Below are 23,067 nucleotides of genomic sequence, written 5' to 3'. Positions count from 1 at the left end.
GATGCTTATGGTTAAAAGGCGGCAGCTTATCTAAACTTTTGTTAAATCCATCGACATTCCCTATGCTACTGACTTTTAAATGGTTATTTTTGGTTTTTACCGCTTTTGTATGAAGAAACTTTTAGCATTATCCGCAGGTGCCTTGCTGCTATGGCAGGCTTCTACGGCCCAGAAACTGGTGGCAGACAAGATTATCGGCGTTGTAGGGGATAAAATTATCCTCAAATCCGATATGGACGGAGCACTCAGCGATCAGCAACACAACTCACCCGATGGCAATCTGGCGCCTGATGCTGCTTGCAAAACACTGGAAATGCTGATTTCCCAGAAAGTAATGGTGTTACAGGCGGAAAGAGACAGTTTACCGGTAAGTGACGGCGACGTGGAAGCCCAGATGGAAAACCGTATCCGCTACTTCGAATCCATGTACGGCAGTAAGGAGAAAATGAAAGAAGTTACCGGCTACTCCATTTACCAGCTTCGCGAACGCTTCCGTCAGCCTATCAAAGAAGGTTTGCTGGCCCAGGCAATGCGTAACAAAATCATTGAACCGGTAAAAGTAACACCCTCAGAAGTAAAACGCTTCTTTGACGCTATCCCTAAAGATAGCCTCCATTTTTACGAGTCAGAACTGGAAATAGGTACCCTCGTGCTGCAGCCCAAAGCTACCCGCGAAATGGACCAATACGCCATTGACCGCCTCCTCGATTTCAAAAAACGCGTTCAGAATAAAGAATCAGATTTCGGCTCCCTCGCTATCCTGTACTCCGAAGATCCGGGCGTAAAGGATAACAAAGGTGTGTATACCCTGAACCGTAATGATAAAAATACCTGGGATCCCGACTTCCTGGCATCTGCCTTCCGTTTGAAAGAAGGGGAAATTTCTTCCCCGGTGAAGTCGCAACACGGATACCACCTGATCATGATGCTGAAACGCTCCGGCGATAACGTTACTGTACAACACATCCTCGTAAGAGCCGCAGTAACCAAATCCGACCTGGCCAGCAACACTGCCAAACTGGATTCCATCCGTAAAAGCATCGTAGCAGGCAAAATCACTTTCTCAGAAGCCGTAGCTAAATACAGCGACGCACCAAGCGCCAAATTTGATGGCGGTATGATGCAGTCCAAAACCGGCGACGGAAGCACCCTGATCACTATTGATCAGCTGGATGATCCAACCGAAAGGGATATCGTAATGATGCTCGATACCCTGAAAGCAGGTCAGATTTCCGCCCCCGTACAGTATACAGACGAAAACGGCCGTGCAGCAGTACGGATCGTATACCTGAAAACACGTACCCAGCCACACCGGGAGAACCTTACAGATGATTATTCCCGCATCCAGCAAAGAACACTGGATATCAAACGCGCGGAAGCCATTAACAAATGGCTCATCGAAAAGATCCCGACCTTCTACGTTCACGTAGATGATCAATACAAAGACTGTAACCATATCAGCCAGTGGATGGCTGCCCTGGCCAAGCAATAACAATACTATTTATACAAAGCGGAGATAGGAGCGGAAGCTCTTATCTCCGCTTTTTTTATGCCCTGATACTGAATAGGCAAAGGCTGATAGCTTTACAATCGCTTTCTGGTTTTCTCCTTTTTTGGCGTACCTTTGCGACTTCAATTTTCTGCCATGAGTGATGCGATCAAACATGAATGCGGTCTGGCATTTATAAGATTAAGAAAACCGTTTTCCTACTACCAACAAAAATATGGGAGCGTTTTCTATGGGCTGAACAAACTGTATCTGCTCATGGAAAAACAACACAACAGAGGCCAGGATGGCGCTGGTTTGGCTACCGTGAAACTGAATACCGAACCAGGCGTCCCCTTCATGCACCGTATCCGCAGTGCTGCTCCACAAGCCATCGGAGATATTTTCGCGAAAGTACGTGATGAGATACAGGAGATAGAAAAATATCAGCCGGAAATCACCAAATACCCCGGCCTGATGAAAGGCCATGTTCGTTTTCTCGGTGAACTCATGATGGGACATATCCGTTATGCCACCCAGGGTAAAAACAACGTGGAACTCTGCCATCCCTTCGTACGCTACAATACCATTCCTGCCCGCAACCTCGCCATGGCCGGTAACTTTAATCTGATTAACACGGACGAACTGTTCGAGTTTTCCAAGGCACAACCCGGCGAAGTACACAAAAACAGTGACCTTGCCGCCATGCTCGAAGTTGTACACCATTTCCTCGCTAAAGAGGACAATGAAGGCAGCAACGACCTGGATATCAAAAAGATCCTGCAACAGGCATTTTCCATGTTTGATGGTGGTTACCATACCTGCGGCCTGATCGGCTCCGGCGATGCTTTCGTCATCCGAGATGCACATGGTATCCGTCCTTCTTACTACTATATTAATGAAGATGTGATTGTAGCCGCCTCCGAAAGGGCCGCTATCCGCACTACTTTCAATGTAGGCGAAAATGAAGTACTGGAACTGATGCCGGGTAATGCGCTGATCGTTAAAAACAACGGCGACTACTCCATCGAACAAATTCTCGAACCTAAAGAACGTAAGGCCTGCAGCTTTGAAAGGATTTACTTCTCCCGTGGTAACGACGAAAAAATATACAAAGAACGCACTGATCTGGGCCGTCATCTGTCCGGCACCGTATTAAAGGCGATCGACAATGACCTCCGCAATACCATCTTCTCTTTTATACCAAATACTGCTGAAGTAGCCTTCTATGGCCTGTTAAAAGGACTGGAAGAATATCTCAACAAAATAAAAGTAGAACGCATCCTTTCCTGGGGTAATGATTTTGATGAGGAAAAGCTCACCGAAATGGTGAACCGCCGTATCCGCATCGATAAAATAGCCACCAAGGACGTAAAAATGCGTACGTTCATCACCGAAGACTCCAGCCGTAATGAAATGGTACAACACGTGTACGATATCACCTACGGTAAGGTAAGACCCGGTATTGACTCGCTGGTGGTGATCGATGATTCAATTGTACGTGGTACCACCCTGAAAGAAAGTATCGTTAAGATGCTGGACCGCTTAGGACCCAAAAAGATCATCATCGTATCTTCTGCGCCGCAGATCCGCTACCCCGATTGCTATGGTATTGATATGAGCAAGATGGGCGATTTCGTAGCCTTCCAGGCCGCTATTGCCCTCCTGAAAGATCATGGCAAGGAACATATCCTGAACGAAGCCTACGGCCTCTGCAAGGAACTGCAACGCACCAATACCCTTCACGCACAAAACGTAGTGAAGAATATCTATAAGCCGTTTACCCCTGAACAGATCTCAGCCAAGATCGCAGAAATCCTCAACCCAGGCGGTATTAAAGCAGAAATAGAAGTCATTTATCAATCTATCGAAAGCCTCCATCTGGCTTGTCCGAACAACCTGGGCGACTGGTACTTTACCGGTAATTACCCTACTCCGGGCGGCAACCGTGTGGTGAATAAAGCATTCATGAACTATATGGAAGGCAAAAACGAAAGAGGATATTAATCGTATAAATAATCAGAGATCTGGTCATTTGGTTATCAGAAGAAATTCTTCTTTTGAGCTGAATAATCAGATCTCTGATTTTTTAAATGACTATTTGTTTTCATGTTAATTTTATCTTAAATAACCCCCTTCCTCCTGACTGTATAAGTCTAACAAGTTAACTTCCTGTAAAATCTGTATTTTCGTAATAGTTAATTATAGGTTTTCAGCCCATGAAAACATTACTACTTATACGTCATGCTAAATCCAGCTGGACCGATCCGGATATGGATGACTTTGACCGGCCCCTCAATAAACGGGGAAAAGCGAACGCGCCCGAAATGGCACAACGCCTTATTACCCGCGGCATGGTGCCGGAATTAATTATTTCCAGCCCGGCCAAAAGAGCCAGAACTACCGCTAAAATAATGGCGAATGAGTGGAGTTATCCCAAACAGGCGATCCTGCTGGAAGAAGAACTGTATCTCTGCTATGCCGCCACCTTCCTGAAGGTAATCACCAAAATTGATGACGACTTCGGCGCCGTGGCTATCTTTGCCCATAACCCAGGCATCACCGATTTTGCCAATTACCTCACCGAAGAAATCAGGATAGATAATGTACCTACTACCGGTATCTTTGGTATCCAGGCAGACACCGATAGTTGGAAAGATTTTGACCTGGCAAAGAAAAAGTTCCTCTTCTTCGAGTATCCCCGTAAAGATTAGTCTTTCACAATTTTATTGTAAGAAGCGGTAATTCCCTTGATCAGGGAAGAACTGAAGCCCTGGTGTTCCATTTCGTTAAGACCGGCAATAGTGCAGCCTTTCGGGGTAGTTACCTTGTCGATTTCCTCTTCCGGATGGCGGTTTTCACGGATCAGCAGCTCTGCAGCCCCTTTTACCGTTTGAGCGGCAATTAAACTGGCCGTGCGCACATCAAATCCGATTTCAATACCGCCCTGGATATTTGCCCGGATATAGCGCAGCGCAAAGGCGATACCACAGGCGCCCAGCACTGTGGCGGCATCCATCAGTTTCTCATCGATCGTTACGGTAGCTCCCAGCTGATCGAACATGGTTTTTACATACCGGATCTGTTCTTCGGTGGCGTGTTTATGGGAAATACAGGTAATTGACTCCTGTATGGCGATGGCTGTATTAGGCATGGCCCGCACTACCGGCATGCCGGGTACCACATGTTCCAGGTCGTCGATGCTTACGCCGGTAACCACGCTGATCAGTATATGTTTTGCCGGGTTAAAGGACCCTTTGAACTCCTGCAATACTTCCCGCACATTGTACGGTTTTAAAGCTACCACAATAATTTCCGCTTCGCGGATGGCAATATCATTGTCCGTTTCTATCCGCACACCTGCGTCACGCAGATCCGTAAGGGTACTGGTGTTACGCTTGGTAACAATGATATCGCCGGCCTTTGAAAACCCGCTCTTCAGCAATCCCTGGGCGATGGCCGATCCCAGATTTCCTCCACCTATAATGGCTATTTTTTTGGCTGACATAAAAAATGAAGATTACATTATAAATCGTAAGAAAGGTATAACAAATGCTGCATCCATGCAAACGGCAACGATTCATTAACTTGCGGATATGCAGGCATTACATACAGCAACTGCGTTTTACGCCAGAATAAAAGAAGCCCACAACATTCCTGATACGGAAGATAAAACCCGTCACTATAAACAGATACTGGAAATCCTTTTCCGGGAGCTGACCCGCAAAGAAACCCGCTCTTTCGGAAACCTGTTTGCACGCATGCAGTTTTATTTCGACCGGCAATCCGTGCCACCGGATATCCATCAGCAGCTGACGGCGCTCCGCATACTAACTAATAAGGCTACACGGGGAATGTTTCCCCTGCAGGACGCCGAACACCTCCTGTGCATCAAAGCCCTTACGGAATCTGTGGCCTGGTGCTACCAAATAGCGCCGCCTGCAGAACTCACCGCACTATACGCCTCCGCAGGCTCACATAAACTGTCGCTTGCATGGCAACACCGCCCCGGCAGCCTGGCATTGCTGAAATGTATGGTTACCACAGTAGGCACGCTCACCACCACCACGCTCGGAAAATATACCCTGCTGCTGGATGTAAAAAATGACGAGCAGGGAGATTTCCAGCTGCTGCTGGAACATATGGACCCTGAAGCGGTAATATCCCTGCATGGACTGCTACGCCCTTACGACACCATTCACGTACTCCACTGCCGCCAGGGGACCAACGGACACGAATACACTACCACCAGCGAAAGCCAGGTTGTACTGGAGCCGGATCTGCTGATAGATATCAGCGACCTGGCAGAATGTTTCACCCATAAAGGACCTAACCGGCTATTATATCTTGTTAAAAAACTTACTCCCCAGCAATCCAGCCCGGCGGCATTTAAGGGAAACCTGGTAAATGCCCTCCTGGATGAAATGCTCCGCAACCGGGACATAGATTTCAAAAGCTCTTTTGTGGAAGCCGTGGCAGAAAATGTACTGCAGGCGGCCGCTTACGGCCGGGAAAAGATCAACGACATGTTTCGCGATATCCGGCAGCAACACTGGGGCAACCTGCATAATACCGTAAAAGAACTGCAGGATAAACCGGTGAAGATAGAACCCACCTTTTTGTCCGCCCAGTACGGTTTGCAGGGGCGACTGGATCTCATGGCAGAAGATGATACCGATGAATACCGGAAGGAGATTTTTGAGCTGAAAAGCGGGAAATGCCCCGACTTTAATACCTGGAAAAACCACGAAATGCAGGTAGTGGGGTATAATCTCCTGCTGCGCTCTGCTTTTGGCCGTCAACGAAAGGGAGGATCCGCCATCCTGTATTCTGCCGCCGCCACCAATCCTCTGCGAAACGTGAGCAGTACACATCACACCGAAAATGATCTGCTGCTATTGCGCAATGAAGTCGTGGGTATGTTGCTGCGGCTTGCGGGCGGGGAATTTGAAATACTGTCCACTATCACCACCGCAGCTGCCCTGGGCCTGCCTTCTTTCAGTGCTGCGCATTTCACCACCTTTGAACAGGCCTGGCAAACGGCGCCTCCTGTGGCAAAGGCCTATTATCACGAGTTCCTCGCCTTTATGCTGCGGGAATACCTGCAGGCGAAGTGCGGCATGTTTTCAGAAATTAACCGGGAGGAAGATGCAGACGGCTTTGCAGCGCTATGGCTGCAACAGGAAAAAGATAAGCTATCCCGCTTCAATATTATACCAGCGCTCCGCTTCCGGGAGTTTGATACTGTTAACAGCTCCGTGTTATTTAATATAGTCGTTCCCGTTAGCCATAATTTCCGCAAGGGAGATACCGCTATTATTTATCCGCGTACCAGCACTGAACTACAGCCGTTGCAGCAACAGTTGCTGAAAGGCAGGATAGAGGATCTCGGGAAAAATCAGTTAAGCTTTTCCCTGAATAACCGGCAGATGACGCTCGACTTTTTCCGGCAATTTGATGAGTGGATCATAGAGCATGATATTTATGAATCCAACTACTGGATAGCAACGGCGTCGCTTTTTCATGTGATTTCCCCGCTTTACCGTGAGCGTACCAATATGCTGTTGGGGCTTACTACACCCCGCTGGTATCCTTTACAGCACACTACTCCGGCCATGTTTAATCCTAACCAGGAACAGCTGGTAAAGCATGCCCTGGAGGCGCAGGATTATTACCTGTTACAGGGTCCGCCGGGCACCGGTAAAACATCTTCCATGCTTACTACTATAGTGGGGGAGATGGTAAAACAGGATCACCATGTGATCATTGTTGCGTTTACCAACAAGGCGGTGGAAGAAATATGCCATAAGCTGACGGCTAAAAATATTACGCATCTCCGTATGGGCGGGCGTAACTCCTCCGCTTCACTCACGCTCCGGCAATATTGCCTGGAAGGCTCCCTGGATGAGGCGCGGAATTATATTACCAGTCACCGTGTGTTTGTAGCCACGGTGGCTACTATGGCCACCCGGCTGGAGCAGCTTACAATGATGGGGATTCCTGCCGATACTTTAATTGTGGATGAAGCTTCCCAGTTAACCGAGCCACAGCTACTGGGGTTGCTGATGCCATTTCGTAAATTTATCCTGATAGGAGACCAGAACCAGTTGCCGCCGGTGGTGGCGCAGGAAGCGCATTTCTGCCAGGTGAAAGCGCCCTGTTTACAGGAGCTGGGTATCGGGGATTTGCGGACCTCTATTTTCGAGCGGCTCATACAACGCTGTAAAACCAGCCAGTGGCGGCATGCCTGGGGCATGTTGAATACCCACTTCCGGATGCATGACAGCATTGCGGCATTGGTAAATCATTACTATGCTGGTCAGTTATCTTCCGGAAGAGAGGAGCAAAAAGCCGGTTTCGATTTGTATGACGGTCATGAGAATTTAGGCTGGGAGCGGGTTTTATCTTTAGGAAGAAAAGTATTTATTGGCAGCCCGTATGAGCCGAGTTCCAAGATGAACAGGACGGAGGCGGCGTGGGTAGTGTCGCTGCTGCATCACCTGAAGAACCGTTATGGTGCGGGTTTCAGTAAAGATACCGTGGGGGTGGTAACGCCATGGCGAACGCAGATCAGCTTGATCCGGGAGTTGATTGCGGATGATGAAGCGTTGCAGGACATTAATATTGATACCGTGGAGCGGTTCCAGGGTTCTGAAAACGATATTATCATTGTGTCGCTGGCGGTATATCATGCAGCGCAGGTGCAAACGTTGCAGTGCCTGGGGCAGTTTAACTGGGAAGAAGAGGAGATAGAGGTAGACCGGAAGTTGTTGGTAACGTTGTCGCGTGCACGAAAACAGGTGATATTGCTGGGATACGAGCCAGTGTTGCAGGATAGCGCTCATTACCGGAAGGTATTGGGGGAGATGAGCAGAGGCGTACTCTAACGGCAGGTACTATACGTTACGGCTCCAAGTAACAATGGCCATACGGTTAGTATGGCCATCGTCAGACAACATCATATATGATCAGTCCTGGTAAACCAGGCTTTAATCCAGTGTAACGTGCCCCCAGTTTTCGCCGCTTTTAATGCGGTAGAGCTGCATTTCACTGATATCGAACTGTTCAGCGATTTGCTTCATTGTTTTCTTGCCGGGTTTATTCAGCAGGCGTTTGATGCTCTTTACTTTGGTAACATTCAGTTTGAGTCCTTTCACGCGGTTGCGTTGCTTTTCTTTGTAGGCGAGCTTGGCGGGACTTTTTTGCTGATGTTCTTCCATTTCCTCCTTGGTAGCCCATTGGAGGTTGGAGGCTTTATTATTTTTTTTATCGTAGTCCAGGTGTATCACATATTTATGTGCCCGTCCTCCTTTTTTGCTGAAAAGTTTGGCCACTTCCCTGTGGAGGTACAGTGACTGGTAGCTGTCTGCGGGCTTTACGTTTAATACCGTATAGCCTTCTACGGTAGACCCCGTGAGCAGCTTACCATCTTCGGTACTTTCATGATAACTGATCACTCTCCCCATGTTTGAAACGGCGTATTTTTTACGCAGGGCAGATTTGTTTTTAATCTGTAAGTCTTTCCAGACTTCATTTTTCAGATTTTTAATTGTGGTCATGTGAAAGTATTTTTTATTTTTTTTATATCCTGGGGTTTATCCGTTTATCCGTAAACGTTACAACCGGCCATTTCATTATCAGCCGGCAGAAAATCGTGTGCAGCTAATTGGGGAGCGGCCCGCTCGAATATATGGTCCTTGTATTGTAACACAACCGCGTCTAGTACTTCCTCAATCTCAGCTAATGTATTGTAAGTTACTAATTGTTGTCTGAATTCCTTGATATGCGGCAAACCTTTGAGGTAATTTGTATAATGCCTGCGCATTTCCAGTATGCCTACTACTTCACCTTTCCAGGAAACCGACTGGTGAAGGTGTTTTTTGCAAACTTCTACTCTTTCCAAAACAGTTGGCAGGGGTAAATGTTCGCCTGTCTTCATAAAATGCTTGATCTCCCTGAAAATCCATGGATAGCCGATTGCGGCTCTCCCGATCATAACGCCATCCACGCCATATTTCTGCCTGGCGGCGATTGCCTGTTCCGGCGTACATATATCACCGTTACCAAAGATAGGAATTTGTATGCGGGGATTGTTTTTTACTTTTCCGATGAGGGTCCAGTCAGCGCTGCCTTTATACATCTGTGTACGGGTGCGGCCATGAATAGTAAGGGCTTTGATGCCTACGTCCTGGAGCCTTTCCGCTACATCTTCAATATTTTTGGTGTCGTCGTCCCAACCCAGGCGGGTTTTAATGGTTACCGGCAACCTGGTTGCCTTTACAACGGCAGCGGTAAGTTTTACCATTTTAGGAATATCTTTCAGGATGCCCGCACCGGCGCCTTTACAGGCAACCTTTTTAACCGGGCAGCCGAAGTTAATATCCAGCAGATCGGGATTAGTGGCTTCCACAATTTGTGCGGCCAGCGACAGGGATTCTTCATCTCCGCCGAAAATCTGGATTCCTACCGGACGTTCGTAGTCGAAAATGTCCAGTTTTTTGCGGCTTTTGATGGCATCACGTATCAGTCCTTCCGAAGAAATGAACTCCGTATACATGAGATCGGCCCCATTATCCTTGCACACCGCACGAAAAGGCGGATCGCTCACATCTTCCATGGGCGCCAGTAATAAAGGGAATTCTCCCAATTCAATATTTCCTATCTTCACCATAATTTATATAACCACAGCAGCTTTTGCCGGAGTTATTATTTTAATATTTTATATACTATTTCTTTTACAAGCAGGATTTCTTTGCAGTAACGGCTATCGTTCAGCAGTTGCGGTAAGCGGTAAGCATCTGCAAAAACTTAATTTCGCGCTGTAAATTTACGCAAAAAAATACAGTATCTTCTTATGTCCGGTTATCTGAAGCAGTCTCCCGTTTCATTGCAGTTTGTCTCTTTCCTGGGCTTTTCCTTTGGGTTCTTTGCCCTGTACCTTTATGCGCTTCAGGCAATTACGCCAGGTGTTACCGGTCAAACGCTGGAAGCGCTTCAAACCGGCACGCTTACCGACCCTAACTCGATCGGCTATCTGAAAATAACACAATTCCTTTATACCGTGGTCGCCTTCTTTGTGCCGGCGGCAATTTTTGCCTACCTCTGGCAGCCTTATCCGATGAAATACCTGGGGCTTAAAACGCCCCCCGGCTTACAGGTTATACTGGCGCTGCTGGCTATGTACGGCAGTTTACCATTGGCCAGCCTGCTGGGTGAGTGGAACGAAACCTGGCCTATTTCCCAATCGGCCCGCGACCTCCAGGATATGGCGGAAAAGCTGCTGGGCATTATGCTGAAGATGCCTACCCTGAAAGATCTTTTCATTAACATGATACTGGTAGCCATTGTACCGGCTATTGCGGAAGAACTGTTTTTCCGCGGCGTTTTACAGCGGCTCATTATTAAAGCTACCGGAAAGGTATGGCTGAGTGTATTTATCACGGCTATCTTATTCAGCGCCATCCATGGCGAAATGCTGGGGTTTCTGCCCCGTGTGTTAATGGGTTTTGCGCTGGGAGCTATCTACGTGATCAGTGGTAACCTGTGGTTAAGCATCTTTGCCCATATCCTGAACAACGGGCTGCAGGTAACGCTGCTGTACCTGTTCCAGCATGGCATGATAAAAGACGATCCGATGAAAAACACTCCCGTGGAATGGTATTATATCGCTTTAAGCGTTCCCGTAACCATTGGACTGTTTTGGGCGTTAAGTAAAAAATCCACCCCCATGCTGATGACAGATCCCGTGGATAAAAAAGAAGGGGAAGAGGTGGATGAAATTGGAACAGACGAAAATTTTTAATCTTAATAAAAGACACTAAAAACAATCATTATGGAGAAGGACTGGGTTAAAGTTTTTTCGAGCGACAGGCCATTTGAAGCCGAAATTGTAAAGGGTATGTTACTGGACAACGACATTGAGGCGGTTTTACTCAACCGTCAGTCGTCTTCCTATAATATCACGCTGCCGGGACAGGTGGAATTGTATGTACATGAATCAAAGGAACAATTAGCCAGGGATCTTGTACACAATCACAACAACCTGCCTACCGGCGATCCTAATGAAATAGATGGGGAAGCGTAAGTGACAGCTCCCGTGGAATGGCGCCCCCGGGCAGTTCCAGAACGGGATTTGCTCCGTAGGCTATTTTTATCCACTTTTGCGGGTAGAACTTAATCAACAGATACAACCATAATGAAGACATTTTTCACCCGCACTGCCTCTGCGCTTGTGTTTGTGGCAGTAATGCTGGGAGGGATCCTATGGGCCGACTACACCTTTTTCCTGCTTTTCTTTCTGATAGGCTGTTTTGCCCTCCAGGAGTACTTCAGGCTGCTGCGTGGGATCGATGCTGACTATGCCGGCGTTTCGCCCTGGCATAAATGGGGCGCTACCATCGCGGGAGCCGCCATCCTGCTTACTTTTACCGGAGATAATTTTCAAATAGGCGGCATGCCCACCGGGCTGATTGGCTGGTGGACAGCCGTTATTTTCCTGCTGGTAATGCCTTTGGGAGAAGTATTGATGAGTAAAGATTTTTCTTTAAAGAATATCGGGTATTCGGCTATCGGGCTATTGTATGTGATTATTCCGTTTGGGTTGCTGATCCATATCCGGATGAATGCCATCAACATTCACTATACACCCGAAAACGTAGGCACCGCTCCCGGCTGGCTCATTCCTTTGCTGCTGATCATATTCATCTGGATAAATGATACTATGGCTTATATAGTTGGGTCGCTGATAGGGCGTACCCCTTTTGCCCCGGCTATTTCTCCAAAAAAGACGATTGAAGGGACGGTAGGAGGGATGATCCTCGCGGTAGCTACTGCCGGCATTTATGGCCATTTCTGGGGCTACCAGTACCTGGCCTTACAACACTGGATAGCGCTGGCGCTCATCGCCGCCATATTTGGCACCATTGGCGACCTGATTGAATCGAAACTCAAAAGGATGGCCGGCGTGAAGGATTCCGGCCGGATCATGCCCGGCCATGGCGGCTTTATGGACCGGTTCGATTCGCTGCTGCTGGCGGCTCCCTTCGCCTGGATCTATGTTCAGTTTTTTATGCTGTAATACGTTAACAAAATATTCGTATTCTAAAAAAATTGAATTAAAGTAACTTTGCACCCAGATTAAACACATAAATCAAACATCTAATAAAAAAACAATGAAGATCCATCGTGAAGGATTTGCTACTATTTCCCTTGTATTCCTGGTACTGGCGTTAATAAACGGAGCAGTATTTTATTGGTTCGGTAACGCGCCGGCGCTATGCTGGACGGTATCCATTATCTCCCTTGCGTTCTTCCTGTTCATCGTTTCATTCTTCCGTATTCCCTCCCGTCAATATACAACAGGTGATTCGCTGGTTGTTTCTCCCTGCGATGGTAAAGTAGTGGTCATTGAAGAAGTATATGAGCCGGAATATTTCAAGGATAAGCGTTTGCAGGTGTCTATTTTTATGAGTCCTGCCAATGTGCATGTAAACCGGAACCCAATCAGGGGTACGGTAAAATTATCGCAATACCACGCCGGCAAATACCTGGTGGCCTGGCATCCAAAGTCTTCCACTGAAAACGAAAGGCATTCCGTAGTAATCGGTAACGGTAAAACGGATATCCTGGTAAGACAAATTGCCGGTGCACTTGCCCGCAGGATTGTGAACTACCTGAAACCTGGCATGGAAGTAAATCAGAATGAAGAAATGGGCTTTATCAAGTTTGGCTCCCGTGTAGACCTTTACCTGCCTATCGGTACAGAAGTAGCGGTACAGCTGGAACAGGTAGTGCAGGGTGGCATTACTGTTATTGCTAAAATCTAGGTATCTTTAGTAGCTAAACGGCATTATTATGATAAAGAAAGCTTTTACCGGCCTGACTGCCTTACTGCTGATAGCAGGCGTAGCGCTGGCACAGGAGAAAACCAAAACAGCCGCTAAATCTAAAAAGGATTGTTCGGCTGCCTCGTGTAAAACTACCGCAAAAGGTAAAAGCTGTTGTCAGCAGCCGTCTAAAACCGCCAGCCTGAGAATGGCTGCCGCTACCAAAACAAAAGCGAAAGCACAATAAAGAAAGAAGGAGATGTGGTTATCACATCTCCTTCTTTCTTACAGAATATTTCTCAGCTCCCCAAGGTGCCCGATCACATAGGTAGGTTGAAAATCAACCGGTGGTTTAGCCGGATTAAAATATACCTGGTCCATTCCCACACCATGGGCGCCCTTGATATCCAGCTCCATGGCATCTCCGATCATAATACTTTCTGTAGCACTGGTATTGGCTTTGCCGATGGCATAATCAAAAATTTCCCGGTAAGGCTTTAAGCTGCCCGCCACTTCCGATGTAACGATGTGCGTGAAATAGTGGTCGATCCCGGCATTCTTCATTTTCAGCAACTGTGTTTCCTCGAAACCGTTGGTGATCATATGCATAGGGTATTCCTTTGCTGCCAGGTATTCCAGCGTTTCCTTTGCTTCCGGGAATAATGCTTTTTTATATGGCAGTATTTCCAGGAATTCTTCGCTGATTTTCTGGGTCAGTTTTTCATCTCCTATTTTAAAGTCGATCAATGTAAGGCGGAAGCGCTTGTCGCGTAATTCCCGGCGGGTAATGAACCCTTTACGGAAGCGATCCCACAGGCGCTCGTTATGATCCACATAAGAAACGGAAAACGCCTCAAAAGATGGTATTCCCCTGCTCTCTAAACCATGCCTGTTATAAAGCTCCAGCAAGGTTTCCTGTTCATTTGTTTCAAAGTCCCAGAGGGTATGGTCCAGGTCAAAGAAAAGATGTTTGTATTTCATGACGGCGCAAAGGTACAAAATACCTCAGAGATGGGTGGAAGGCGCCGGTGTATTCAAAGTAAATTCCTTATTTTACTGCATCAATGAAAGAAACTATGAATGCAGTAATTACGGGCGCCAGCAAGGGGATTGGAAAGGCTATAGCGGAAAAACTGGCGCTGGAAGGATTTAATGTGGCTATTTGTGCAAGACATGCCGACACGCTGGCTTTGGCCAAAGCGGATATTCAGCGGAAAAACCCGGCAGTAACGGTGCTGGCGGAGGTGGTGGATATGGGAGATAAAGCACAGGTACTGGCTTTTGCAGATAAAATAAATGCGGCATTTCCGCAGGTGGATATCCTGGTGAACAATGCCGGTATTTTTGTACCTGGCGCCCTTCACCAGGAAGAAGAAGGGTTACTCGAAAAGATGATGGCGGTAAATGTATACAGCGCTTATCATCTTACCAGGGCATTATTACCCGCCATGATCACCCGGCGTAAAGGATATATTTTTAACATGTGTTCCACTGCCAGCTACCGCGCATACCCCAATGGCGGCGCTTACAGCATTACCAAATATGCCCTGCTTGGCTTCACCAAAAACCTGAGGGAGGAGCTAAAGGCACACTACATCGGGGTTTCGGCGGTAAGCCCGGGCCCAACCTTAACCGCTTCCTGGGAAGGCTTTGACGCCCCTCCCGACAGAATGATGCCCCCCGAAGATATAGCCAGCGTAATATGGGCCGCATGGACAATGGCCAAACAAACCGTTGTAGAGGAAATTGTACTGAGACCTATGTTGGGAGATATTTAAACATCTTATTATATTGGCTTTTTAGTGGATGGTAATTGTTCTTTCTCCGGATAACTAAATAAGAACATATTAAAATGTTTTAACTAACTTTTAACGGGGCCTTACAGCGCTTCCGGCGCGGCTTTGGTTAAATTTGTTGACATAATTATGATGTACAGATTTTGCATAAGGAAGTGTATTTACGCCATTTTGATTTGTATAGGACTGGTAGCTTGTGCCCACGCCCAGGATTTCCGCTTTACTACCACTGTGAGCAATAATGCCGTGACGCAGGATGAACCATTCCAGATCCAGTTTATGCTGGAAAACGGCGTAAACGTCTCCAGCTTTACACCACCCAGTTTCAAGGATTTTGAAGTATTACAGGGCCCCTCTCAAATGCAGGGTCAATCTATTTTCAATGGAAAACGGTCTGAATACATTGCACTAAGCTACCTGCTGCAACCAAAGCATGTGGGCAGTTTTACCATCGCCGGCGCCCAGGCCCGTGTAAACGGGAATATCGTAAAATCAAACCCGGTTTTAATTGAAGTCAGAAAGGGCAATGCGCAACAACAGCAGCAGGCCGCACCTCCTTCTGCCGGCTACCCGCCGCATCGCGGCTCCCCCGGTGGTAACGAAGATATCCAGGAAGGTATTTTGAAGAAAGGAGAAGACATCAATGAAAAGCTGAAGAAAAATATTTTCCTGAAAGTAGAAGTAGATAAAACCAATTTATACGAAGGAGAACAACTAACGGCCACGTATAAACTTTTTACACGCCTTCCAACCAATTCCAGTGTAACTAAAGTCCCGGCATTCAAAGGATTTTCTGCCAAGGATATTGAGCTGCCTAACCCGCCACAGGCTACCGAGGAAAGGGTTAACGGCATTCCGTATAAAGTGTTTACCATCCGCAAAACATTGCTTTTCCCACTACAGTCGGGCACCCTGGAACTGGACCCTGTAGAAGTGGACAACCAGGTGCGCCTTGTAAAAATGGTGAGCAAAAAAGGTGGCAGCAGGGGCAGGGATCCCTTTGAAGATTTCTTCAACGATCCCGCATTCAGAGATCCTTTCTTTGATGATTTCTTTAACCGCCCGGAAGTGGAATACCAGGATGTTCCCTACAAAATCCAAAGCAATCCGATAAAGATCAATGTTAAACCGGTTCCGGTCGACGGGCGCCCGCTCAGCTACAACGGCGCTGTGGGTAACTTTAACATGACAGCGGTAGTGGATAAGAAGAAGCTTACCACAGATGACGCCCTCACGCTGAAAGTAACCGTTAGCGGACAAGGAAACGTAAACCTCCTGAACTCTCCAAAGGTGGAAACGCCTACCGGCTTTGAAAAATATGATCCAAAAGTAACAGACGACATTGAAAAGAACAGCAACCCGCTTTCCGGCAGCCGTACTTTTGAATATGTGCTGATGCCGCAGGAAGCCGGCGATCACACCATACCGGCAGTAGAATTCTCTTACTTTGACCCCGCCGCCAACAGCTATAAAACATTGCGTTCCCAACCTTTCGATATCCATATCGAACAGGGCAAACATATTAAGCAGGATAAACAGGATTATGGCGCCGGTAAAAATGAACTGGTGAAAAATGAAACCGGTATCCTCGACTGGACAAAAAATCACAGCTGGTTTATTCTCAGCCCATGGTTCTATATCCTGTTGTTATTGCCGCTGCTGATAGCTGCAGGTATTATTTTCTACAAACGCCGCAAAGACTACAACACCACCAACGCCGCAGTGCTGAAACACCGCTACGCCAATAAGGTAGCCCTGAAACGATTGGAACTGGCTGCCCGTTATCTGAAAGAAGGCAAGGACAAGGCATTTTATGAAGAAACTTCCCGCGCCGTTTGGGGTTATCTCAGTTCCAAACTGAAAATACCAATGGCCGATCTGAGTAAACAACTGATACAGGATAAGCTGAGCGCCCGTCATATCAACGGCAGCAATACGCACGACCTGTTTAACCTGATCGATAATTGCGAAGTGGCTTTATATGCACCCGGACAGGATAACCGTAAAATGCAGGGTACATATGAACAGGCGGTGAGCATTATCACCAACCTGGAAGATGCGTTGAAGAACTAACTACTTAACGAAAGGCGAAATGCTGAACTACAGAAAAATGAAACCGGTATTATTGGCTGTTATATGCCTGCTCTCTTTCACCGGAAGCCGCGCACAAACGCCGCCACAGAATCAGCAACAACGGTTTGAAGAAGCGAACAAACTCTTTAACCAGAGCAAGTTTACAGAAGCTGCCAGGCTTTACCAGCAGTTGCTGGATGAAGGTCATACGCAGAAGGCACTTTACTTTAATGCCGGCAATGCCTGGTACAAAGCAGGTAAAACCGGGCAGGCTGTTTATAACTATGAGAAAGCATTGCAGTTGTCGCCCAATGACGCTGCGGTGAAACATAACCTCGCTATTGCCAATCAGAAAGTAAATGGTTTTGTGGAAGAGCTGCCGATGGTATTTTTCCAGCAGTGGTGGTTACAATTGCAACATCTTCATAAAGCCAACGGCTGGGCTACAGGCACTATCCTCTTTTTCTGGTTGTTTATTGCCACCATTATGCTCAATGTATATATCCCCGGATGGAGAAATAAATTTTTGCGCTGGGGCACTTATGTGTTGGGAGTATTGTGTGCCTTATACCTGATCATGTCTGTAGATACTTACCTGTGGTCCAACAACCATGAAGCGGGTGTTGTAATGAACGGTAACATCAGGGCCAAAACGTCGCCTGATGAAAACAGCAAGGATGCCTTTGAAGTGGGAGAGGGCATGAAAGTGCGTATCACCGATGCCACACGCGACTTCTGTAAGATTGAACTGGCCGATGGGAAAAACGGCTGGATCAGTTGTAACTATATCAGGCGGTTATAGTCTTTCGATCCTTTGCAGGAAGTCCTGTTTCTTGTCCCGTGCCAGCGGAACGCTGTAGCCATCGGACATAATGATCTCCCCGCCATCTCCTTTAATATATTTCTCCATAAAAGACAGGTTGATAAGGAAGCTGCTGTGTACGCGGAAAAATCCTTTATCTGCGAGCCATTGCTCCATTTCCACGAGCGTGCGGCATACCATTACGGGCTTTTCCGGCTCCTGTAAATGCAACCGGGTTTGCATGCCCGCACCTTTGCAATAAATAATGTTCTTTGCAACTACCATGCGCAGTCCGTCTGACGTGGGCAATGCCAGCCGTTCGTCCTGGTTGAGGTGCTGTTGCAGAAAGCGGAGAAGGTCTTCTACTTTTCCGGCGGTAATAACGGTGGATTGGGTGCTGGCTTTTTCCACTGCGTCTTTTAATTCCTGGCTATCGATGGGTTTGAGAAGATAATCTAACGCGCTGTGATGAATAGCCTGCAGGGCATACTGATCATAGGCAGTGATGAAAATAACGGCAAAGGAGTGATATTCACTGGCTTCCAGCACCTGAAAACCATCCATTCCCGGCATTTCGATATCCAGGAATACCAGTTCGGGATGTAGTTCATGAATGGCAGTCAGGGCTTCAGGACCACTGCTGCAAACGGCTTGTACAGAAACTTGCGGGCAATACCTCTCCAGCATCATGTGCAGCGCATCCCGACTATGCTTCTCGTCGTCCACGATAATGGTACGCATTTGAGATCAGATTAATGAAAGGTGGTTTCAGATTTACTGTTGTGGAAAGTATATGGTCATTGATTCTATTAATCCATGTAGAAATTAAGCAATTTGCCGGACATTTCCAATTCAGGCTATCCGGCTAGGGACTGCCGGGCGGCAACATGTTGCATGCTGATAATAAGGCGGTTACCGGAGGGTTCACGCTCTTCGTCATACATCTGCAGGGATTTGATGCTGGCCTGCATGTGATATTTTTCGCTCATCATGTACAGCCGTTCCGAAGCGATATCGATGCCGGAGGCCTGCCGTTCGCCGGTGCTGTCGAGCATTTCAGTGATCAGTATCCCATTATCTTCCAGCTGGATCTGGAGCCGGTCATTTTCTTTGGAGATGGTGATCCGGAGCAGTCCGCCTGATTTTTCGGGGCGCAGCAGGATCCTGTGCCAGATGGCATATTGCACATAGGGTTGGATGATCAGGGGAGGGATGAGGGTAAACTGCCGGTTTACTTCCGGCATTACGATGAGCTGGTAATCGAACTGTTCATCAAAGCGCAACTGTTCCAGCTGTATATACAGTTCCAGGGCATCCAGTTCATCCTGCAGGGAAATCCATTCTTTATTGAAATTACCGATCATGAGGCGCATGAGGCGCGAAAAGCGGGTGAGATAAAGGGAGGCCATGTCCGTACTGGTGGTAAGGATGTAGTGGTGAATAGCATTGAGGCTATTAAAAATAAAATGAGGGTCCATCTGCGCCTGGAAAGCATGTAGCTCCAGGTTAATCAACGCATGGTTCTTGGTGATTTCTTTCGCTGAGGCTCTCCTGATTCTTCTTTCCCGCAGGGTAAAAAATACTATTAGGGTAACGAGACTTAACAAAAAAAACAGCCAGAAGGGCCACTCCGCAGCAAAGACGATATCGGTATAATGTGTCACTAACTAGGTTTATAGGAAGTACTTCTCTACGCTTATAAGCTCAATAAATATCGGCTAATTAATCTCCACTATAAAGTGGGATTTACTACGAGGTCGGATTTTAAAGGAAACTGGGGAGAATGAGGTGAAAAGTGGCTGTTTGCTACAGGTATTTAGCCTTTAGCAAATACAGCAAAGATGGTTATACTTATCTACTGCTGCATTTGCCAAACGGCTGGTATTTAGGCTTCCGTAAACTTATAGCCCACTCCTCTTACGGAGTGGAAATAGCGGGAATTCCGGCTATCTTCTTCAAAATACTTACGGAAATTGAGGATAAAGTTGTCGATGGTCCTGGTAGTAGGATATACGTTATAACCCCAAACCACCTGGAGGATTTTTTCGCGGGTAACTACTTCGCCCTTATTTTCGATGAGCAGTTTCAGCAGCATGGCTTCTTTCTTACTCAGTTCGTAGTGTTTTCCATCTTTACCAACGCATTCCTGCGCGGCAAAGTCGATTACGTTATCGCCAAAGCGGTATACGTTGGGTACGCTGTCTTTGTCCTGGATCTTTTTATTTTTTACGATGAGCTTTTCCACCCTTAACAGGAGCTCTTCCAGGTTAAAGGGCTTAGTCATATAGTCATCGCCGCCTTTTTTGAGGCCCAGCACGCGATCGGCGCTGCTGTTTTTGGCGCTCAGGAAAAGGATGGGGATTTCATTATTTTGAATACGGATGTTTTCGCATACCGCGATACCATCCATTTCAGGCAGCATAATGTCCAGTATAATGAGATCGAAATATTCGTTTTTTACTGCTTTGAGAGCAGCAGTGCCGTTGTCCACTGCGGTGACCTCGTAACCTTCCAGCTCCAGGTTCAGCTTCAGGGCTTCCTGGAGATTTTCTTCATCCTCCACCAGCAGTATTGATGCCTTTGTCGCTTCCTTCATGTGTTATTGTTTGATTTTACATCGAATCCGGATTCCGGTATTCATCAATCCGTCATCTAATTTACGCCGTTTGAACGGAATATTCAGGCCATGATATTTCAAAGCAGCTGCCGGCAGGTACATTGTCTTTTACTTCAATGCGTCCGTGGTGCTGTTCCACGATTTTAGCGGTCAGGAACAGGCCCAGTCCGGAGCCTTTAGCCTTGCGGGTATTTTCGTTACCCACACGGTAAAATTTCAGGAAGATCCTGCTTTTCTCTTCTTCCGGGATGCCCGGGCCTTCGTCGATCACCTGTAATTTCAGTTGCTGGTTACTTTCAAATAGTTTTACAGAGATGGTGGTATTTTTCGGGGCATATTTCGCGGCATTCTCCACCAGGTTGCTTAGTACAATTTGTAAAGTCAGCTTATCGCCGTCCATCCATACGTCCGGTAAAATATCCGCGATGATCTGATGGGTACCAATGCGGCCATCGAGGTCTTTGATACTGTTTTCTATCAGGGCTGAAAAATCCAGCGGTTCTTTAAACACCTCGTATTTATGTGTTTCCAGTTGCGCCGCCAGCAGGATGTTGTTGCACAGCTGGTCGAGGCGGTTGGTTTCACGGATCGTATTATTGATCAGCTTCAGTTGTTTTTCTTCGTCGAGTTTATGTTTACGGATGGTTTCGAGATTCAGTTTGGCGGCAGCGATGGGTGATTTCAGTTCATGTGTTACCGCCATCATAAAATTCTGTTGCTGCCTGCTGAGCTTCATATATTTCCATACAGCCCGGTATACAAAGAGTGCGCCGAGTAAAATGATCCCTAAAAAGATGAGGCCTTCGCCCAGGTATTTAAAAGAGCGCATACGCTCTTCTTTGTTGATCCGCTCCAGTTGCAGCTGATGTTCTACCGGTTGTGCGAGGCTGTCTACCCGCAAAGAAAGATTTTGTTGTTCAAAGCGGCGGATCTGTTCACTTTGCCTGAACAGCAAAATGCCCCACCAAACCAGTGCGGCAATTGTGTACGCCATTACTAAAAAATAAACGAAGGAAACGGATTTCCCTTCCTGCATTTTATTGGAAATTCTTTTCATCATGGCCTTGTGCCGGCTTTCTCAATCCGCAAGCCAACATTCATTACATGGGGGAGCGGATTTTGCCGCATATTTTGTTCAAAGGTAAACTTATAGGTCCCTGGTTTATTAAAAACAGCCCGTTGCTGAATGAAGATACGGTGTTCATAAATATCATCCAGTCCGGTACCGGACCATTTGCCTGTTACATCTGCGAGCGGCAGTTCCACCCGTTGTTCCTTTATGGTACTGTCACCGGGATACTGTGTACCTACCAATAACCAGATATTACTGTACGGATAAGCATCCGTATGCCTCACGTTCACGCAGATATTGTAAAGGTACGCAGTATCTTCCGGTTGTATTTTTACTTCAAAAGACGGTTTATAATCATATGCCCACTCATGCCTGGGGATCTCCAGGTTTTTCTCGTAAGTGTCCATTTTAGGCGGCATGCAGGCGGCAGCCAAAAGTAACAAGCCTGCTGTGGCCAGGAAAAGTTTGTTCATACGGTATTCGCCTTACTATAAAACGTTTAATACTTGTTCTTTGGCTTTTTCCAGTTCATCTTTCATCAGCACCACCCATTGCTGTATACCGGCATCATTGGCTTTGGAACCGGTAGTGTTGATTTCACGGCCTATTTCCTGTAACACAAACCCCAGTTTCTTGCCTTTGGCAGAGTCACTGTCTTTCAGTATTTCCGTGAAATAACGGAGGTGGTTTTCCAGGCGGGAGAGTTCTTCAGAGATATCCAGTTTTTCCAGATAGAAGATCAGTTCCTGTTCCAGGCGGTTGCCATCCACATTTTCTTTTCCTACATGCTCGGCCAGCAATCCTTCGAGGCGCTGACGGATACGGTCTTTACGGAGCGGGTCCAGTTCGCGGACCTTCTGCATATAGCTATCGATGTTTTCTATGCGTAACTTCAGATCGGCTTCCAGCATGAGGCCTTCATCCTGGCGATGTGTATCCAGGTCGATCAGGGCTTCACGCAGTGTATCTTCCACATCTTTCCATTCTTCTTCGGTCATTTGCTCTGAAGCCGGACTTACCACTTCCGGTAATTTCATCAGCACGTTGAGCATATCTCCCTGGGGGAGTTCCAGCTGGTTGGCCAGCATGGTGATAGACTGGTAATAATATTTTGCAAGGTCTGTATTGATCACAACCGGGCGGGTGGCGCCATTCTGGCGGATATTGATTGTTGCATCAAGGGTGCCGCGCTGCAACGTTTGCTGCATTAGGGTACGGATGTCAAATTCATAGGGTCTTAACAAAGGAGAAAACTTCAGATTCACCTCAAACTGCTTTCCATTCAGCGATTTGATCTCCACTACGATACTAGTTTCGCCTCTTGCGCTTTCTGCCCTTCCGAAGCCGGTCATTGATTTCAGCATAATAGAAATTTGTAGGTGACAAACCTAGTTAA

Annotated in this window: 22 protein-coding genes; 12 read left to right on the top strand and 10 right to left on the bottom strand. The window is 47.0% G+C overall.

The genetic code is table 11. The annotated features are described in order from the left end of the window. Positions 1 to 109: 109 nt before the first annotated feature. From ACLHR0_RS07920 to ACLHR0_RS07910, 3 genes are all read left to right on the top strand, one after another. Complete coding sequence (locus tag ACLHR0_RS07920; protein ID WP_370908955.1) at positions 110 to 1,492, top strand: peptidylprolyl isomerase; 1,383 nt, start codon at positions 110 to 112, stop codon at positions 1,490 to 1,492. Between the two features lie 273 nt (positions 1,493 to 1,765). Next, positions 1,766 to 3,493 (top strand): amidophosphoribosyltransferase, encoded by a 1,728-nt coding sequence (locus ACLHR0_RS07915; RefSeq protein ID WP_429043331.1) that lies wholly within the window; start codon positions 1,766 to 1,768, stop codon positions 3,491 to 3,493. A gap of 212 nt (positions 3,494 to 3,705) precedes the next feature. Then, on the top strand, positions 3,706 to 4,200 hold the full coding sequence (locus ACLHR0_RS07910; RefSeq protein WP_370908953.1) for a SixA phosphatase family protein: 495 nt from the start codon (positions 3,706 to 3,708) through the stop codon (positions 4,198 to 4,200). On the opposite strand, the gene proC is transcribed toward ACLHR0_RS07910, so the two are convergent. Continuing rightward, positions 4,197 to 4,994 carry a pyrroline-5-carboxylate reductase gene (gene proC / locus ACLHR0_RS07905; protein WP_429043329.1) on the bottom strand — a complete coding sequence of 266 codons (798 nt, stop codon included), beginning with the start codon at positions 4,992 to 4,994 and terminating at the stop codon, positions 4,197 to 4,199. The two genes, ACLHR0_RS07910 and proC, sit on opposite strands and share 4 nt — an antisense overlap. 88 nt (positions 4,995 to 5,082) lie before the next feature. Between proC and ACLHR0_RS07900 the strand changes: the two genes are divergently transcribed. Beyond that, on the top strand, positions 5,083 to 8,373 hold the full coding sequence (locus tag ACLHR0_RS07900; RefSeq protein ID WP_436485735.1) for an AAA domain-containing protein: 3,291 nt from the start codon (positions 5,083 to 5,085) through the stop codon (positions 8,371 to 8,373). Between the two features lie 102 nt (positions 8,374 to 8,475). On the opposite strand, the gene ACLHR0_RS07895 is transcribed toward ACLHR0_RS07900, so the two are convergent. Continuing rightward, positions 8,476 to 9,045, bottom strand: coding sequence for an NUMOD4 domain-containing protein (locus ACLHR0_RS07895; RefSeq protein WP_079471790.1), 570 nt, complete (start codon positions 9,043 to 9,045; stop codon positions 8,476 to 8,478). A gap of 44 nt (positions 9,046 to 9,089) precedes the next feature. Continuing rightward, positions 9,090 to 10,157, bottom strand: a complete 1,068-nt coding sequence (dusB, locus tag ACLHR0_RS07890) for a tRNA dihydrouridine synthase DusB (protein WP_370908950.1) — start codon at positions 10,155 to 10,157, stop codon at positions 9,090 to 9,092. A gap of 183 nt (positions 10,158 to 10,340) precedes the next feature. On the opposite strand from dusB, the gene ACLHR0_RS07885 reads away from it, so the two are divergent. The 5 genes from ACLHR0_RS07885 (at position 10,341) to ACLHR0_RS07865 (ending at position 13,558) form a co-directional block, all read left to right on the top strand. Continuing rightward, positions 10,341 to 11,288 (top strand): CPBP family intramembrane glutamic endopeptidase, encoded by a 948-nt coding sequence (locus ACLHR0_RS07885; protein WP_436485732.1) that lies wholly within the window; start codon positions 10,341 to 10,343, stop codon positions 11,286 to 11,288. A gap of 30 nt (positions 11,289 to 11,318) precedes the next feature. Further along, a complete protein-coding gene (locus ACLHR0_RS07880; RefSeq protein WP_436485730.1) occupies positions 11,319 to 11,570 on the top strand; it encodes a DUF2007 domain-containing protein in 252 nt (83 codons plus the stop codon). A 111-nt stretch (positions 11,571 to 11,681) separates the two neighbouring features. Further along, entirely contained in the window at positions 11,682 to 12,563 is an 882-nt protein-coding gene (locus ACLHR0_RS07875) for a phosphatidate cytidylyltransferase (protein ID WP_436485729.1), read from the top strand. Between the two features lie 94 nt (positions 12,564 to 12,657). After that, a complete protein-coding gene (locus ACLHR0_RS07870) occupies positions 12,658 to 13,311 on the top strand; it encodes a phosphatidylserine decarboxylase family protein (protein WP_370908946.1) in 654 nt (217 codons plus the stop codon). 28 nt (positions 13,312 to 13,339) lie between these two features. Further along, on the top strand, positions 13,340 to 13,558 hold the full coding sequence (locus ACLHR0_RS07865) for a hypothetical protein (RefSeq protein WP_436485727.1): 219 nt from the start codon (positions 13,340 to 13,342) through the stop codon (positions 13,556 to 13,558). Positions 13,559 to 13,596: 38 nt separating this feature from the next. Here ACLHR0_RS07865 and ACLHR0_RS07860 read toward each other — a convergent pair whose 3' ends face one another. Then, a complete protein-coding gene (locus tag ACLHR0_RS07860) occupies positions 13,597 to 14,292 on the bottom strand; it encodes a YjjG family noncanonical pyrimidine nucleotidase (protein ID WP_429043310.1) in 696 nt (231 codons plus the stop codon). A 95-nt stretch (positions 14,293 to 14,387) separates the two neighbouring features. On the opposite strand from ACLHR0_RS07860, the gene ACLHR0_RS07855 reads away from it, so the two are divergent. The 3 genes from ACLHR0_RS07855 (at position 14,388) to ACLHR0_RS07845 (ending at position 17,982) form a co-directional block, all read left to right on the top strand. Then, positions 14,388 to 15,089: an SDR family oxidoreductase gene (locus ACLHR0_RS07855; protein ID WP_429043307.1), complete on the top strand. Its 702-nt coding sequence runs from the start codon at positions 14,388 to 14,390 to the stop codon at positions 15,087 to 15,089. Positions 15,090 to 15,236: 147 nt separating this feature from the next. Then, entirely contained in the window at positions 15,237 to 17,180 is a 1,944-nt protein-coding gene (locus tag ACLHR0_RS07850; RefSeq protein ID WP_436485724.1) for a BatD family protein, read from the top strand. A 19-nt stretch (positions 17,181 to 17,199) separates the two neighbouring features. Next, positions 17,200 to 17,982: a tetratricopeptide repeat protein gene (locus tag ACLHR0_RS07845; protein ID WP_436485722.1), complete on the top strand. Its 783-nt coding sequence runs from the start codon at positions 17,200 to 17,202 to the stop codon at positions 17,980 to 17,982. Here ACLHR0_RS07845 and ACLHR0_RS07840 read toward each other — a convergent pair. The 6 genes from ACLHR0_RS07840 to ACLHR0_RS07815 all read right to left on the bottom strand — a co-directional run bounded on the left by ACLHR0_RS07840 (position 17,977) and on the right by ACLHR0_RS07815 (position 23,035). Beyond that, positions 17,977 to 18,723: a LytR/AlgR family response regulator transcription factor gene (locus tag ACLHR0_RS07840; protein ID WP_429043301.1), complete on the bottom strand. Its 747-nt coding sequence runs from the start codon at positions 18,721 to 18,723 to the stop codon at positions 17,977 to 17,979. The two genes, ACLHR0_RS07845 and ACLHR0_RS07840, sit on opposite strands and share 6 nt — an antisense overlap. A gap of 116 nt (positions 18,724 to 18,839) precedes the next feature. Then, positions 18,840 to 19,646 carry a sensor histidine kinase gene (locus ACLHR0_RS07835; RefSeq protein WP_436485719.1) on the bottom strand — a complete coding sequence of 269 codons (807 nt, stop codon included), beginning with the start codon at positions 19,644 to 19,646 and terminating at the stop codon, positions 18,840 to 18,842. 221 nt (positions 19,647 to 19,867) lie between these two features. After that, on the bottom strand, positions 19,868 to 20,578 hold the full coding sequence (locus ACLHR0_RS07830; protein WP_079471554.1) for a response regulator transcription factor: 711 nt from the start codon (positions 20,576 to 20,578) through the stop codon (positions 19,868 to 19,870). Between the two features lie 61 nt (positions 20,579 to 20,639). Next, positions 20,640 to 21,659 carry a sensor histidine kinase gene (locus ACLHR0_RS07825; protein ID WP_370908938.1) on the bottom strand — a complete coding sequence of 340 codons (1,020 nt, stop codon included), beginning with the start codon at positions 21,657 to 21,659 and terminating at the stop codon, positions 20,640 to 20,642. Then, complete coding sequence (locus ACLHR0_RS07820) at positions 21,656 to 22,144, bottom strand: gliding motility lipoprotein GldH (RefSeq protein WP_429043293.1); 489 nt, start codon at positions 22,142 to 22,144, stop codon at positions 21,656 to 21,658. The genes ACLHR0_RS07825 and ACLHR0_RS07820 overlap by 4 nt, the downstream gene beginning before the upstream one ends. A 15-nt stretch (positions 22,145 to 22,159) precedes the next feature. Then, positions 22,160 to 23,035 carry a YicC/YloC family endoribonuclease gene (locus ACLHR0_RS07815; RefSeq protein ID WP_429062211.1) on the bottom strand — a complete coding sequence of 292 codons (876 nt, stop codon included), beginning with the start codon at positions 23,033 to 23,035 and terminating at the stop codon, positions 22,160 to 22,162. Between the last annotated feature and the right edge of the window lie 32 nt (positions 23,036 to 23,067).

The organism is Chitinophaga sp. ARDCPP14 (assembly GCF_051362515.1).
Lineage (GTDB): Bacteria > Bacteroidota > Bacteroidia > Chitinophagales > Chitinophagaceae > Chitinophaga.
The sequence above is the reverse complement of the archived record's forward strand: the minus strand, read 5'-3'. Positions and strand labels throughout refer to the sequence as shown.

Coding starts and splice junctions, on each gene's coding strand:
- ACLHR0_RS07920 (WP_370908955.1), top strand. CDS start 110: ATGAAGAAACTTTTAGCATTATCCGCAGGTGCCTTGCTGCTATGGCAG.
- ACLHR0_RS07915 (WP_429043331.1), top strand. CDS start 1,766: ATGGAAAAACAACACAACAGAGGCCAGGATGGCGCTGGTTTGGCTACC.
- ACLHR0_RS07910 (WP_370908953.1), top strand. CDS start 3,706: ATGAAAACATTACTACTTATACGTCATGCTAAATCCAGCTGGACCGAT.
- proC (WP_429043329.1), bottom strand. CDS start 4,994: ATGTCAGCCAAAAAAATAGCCATTATAGGTGGAGGAAATCTGGGATCG.
- ACLHR0_RS07900 (WP_436485735.1), top strand. CDS start 5,083: ATGCAGGCATTACATACAGCAACTGCGTTTTACGCCAGAATAAAAGAA.
- ACLHR0_RS07895 (WP_079471790.1), bottom strand. CDS start 9,045: ATGACCACAATTAAAAATCTGAAAAATGAAGTCTGGAAAGACTTACAG.
- dusB (WP_370908950.1), bottom strand. CDS start 10,157: ATGGTGAAGATAGGAAATATTGAATTGGGAGAATTCCCTTTATTACTG.
- ACLHR0_RS07885 (WP_436485732.1), top strand. CDS start 10,341: ATGTCCGGTTATCTGAAGCAGTCTCCCGTTTCATTGCAGTTTGTCTCT.
- ACLHR0_RS07880 (WP_436485730.1), top strand. CDS start 11,319: ATGGAGAAGGACTGGGTTAAAGTTTTTTCGAGCGACAGGCCATTTGAA.
- ACLHR0_RS07875 (WP_436485729.1), top strand. CDS start 11,682: ATGAAGACATTTTTCACCCGCACTGCCTCTGCGCTTGTGTTTGTGGCA.
- ACLHR0_RS07870 (WP_370908946.1), top strand. CDS start 12,658: ATGAAGATCCATCGTGAAGGATTTGCTACTATTTCCCTTGTATTCCTG.
- ACLHR0_RS07865 (WP_436485727.1), top strand. CDS start 13,340: ATGATAAAGAAAGCTTTTACCGGCCTGACTGCCTTACTGCTGATAGCA.
- ACLHR0_RS07860 (WP_429043310.1), bottom strand. CDS start 14,292: ATGAAATACAAACATCTTTTCTTTGACCTGGACCATACCCTCTGGGAC.
- ACLHR0_RS07855 (WP_429043307.1), top strand. CDS start 14,388: ATGAATGCAGTAATTACGGGCGCCAGCAAGGGGATTGGAAAGGCTATA.
- ACLHR0_RS07850 (WP_436485724.1), top strand. CDS start 15,237: ATGATGTACAGATTTTGCATAAGGAAGTGTATTTACGCCATTTTGATT.
- ACLHR0_RS07845 (WP_436485722.1), top strand. CDS start 17,200: ATGCTGAACTACAGAAAAATGAAACCGGTATTATTGGCTGTTATATGC.
- ACLHR0_RS07840 (WP_429043301.1), bottom strand. CDS start 18,723: ATGCGTACCATTATCGTGGACGACGAGAAGCATAGTCGGGATGCGCTG.
- ACLHR0_RS07830 (WP_079471554.1), bottom strand. CDS start 20,578: ATGAAGGAAGCGACAAAGGCATCAATACTGCTGGTGGAGGATGAAGAA.
- ACLHR0_RS07825 (WP_370908938.1), bottom strand. CDS start 21,659: ATGATGAAAAGAATTTCCAATAAAATGCAGGAAGGGAAATCCGTTTCC.
- ACLHR0_RS07820 (WP_429043293.1), bottom strand. CDS start 22,144: ATGAACAAACTTTTCCTGGCCACAGCAGGCTTGTTACTTTTGGCTGCC.
- ACLHR0_RS07815 (WP_429062211.1), bottom strand. CDS start 23,035: ATGCTGAAATCAATGACCGGCTTCGGAAGGGCAGAAAGCGCAAGAGGC.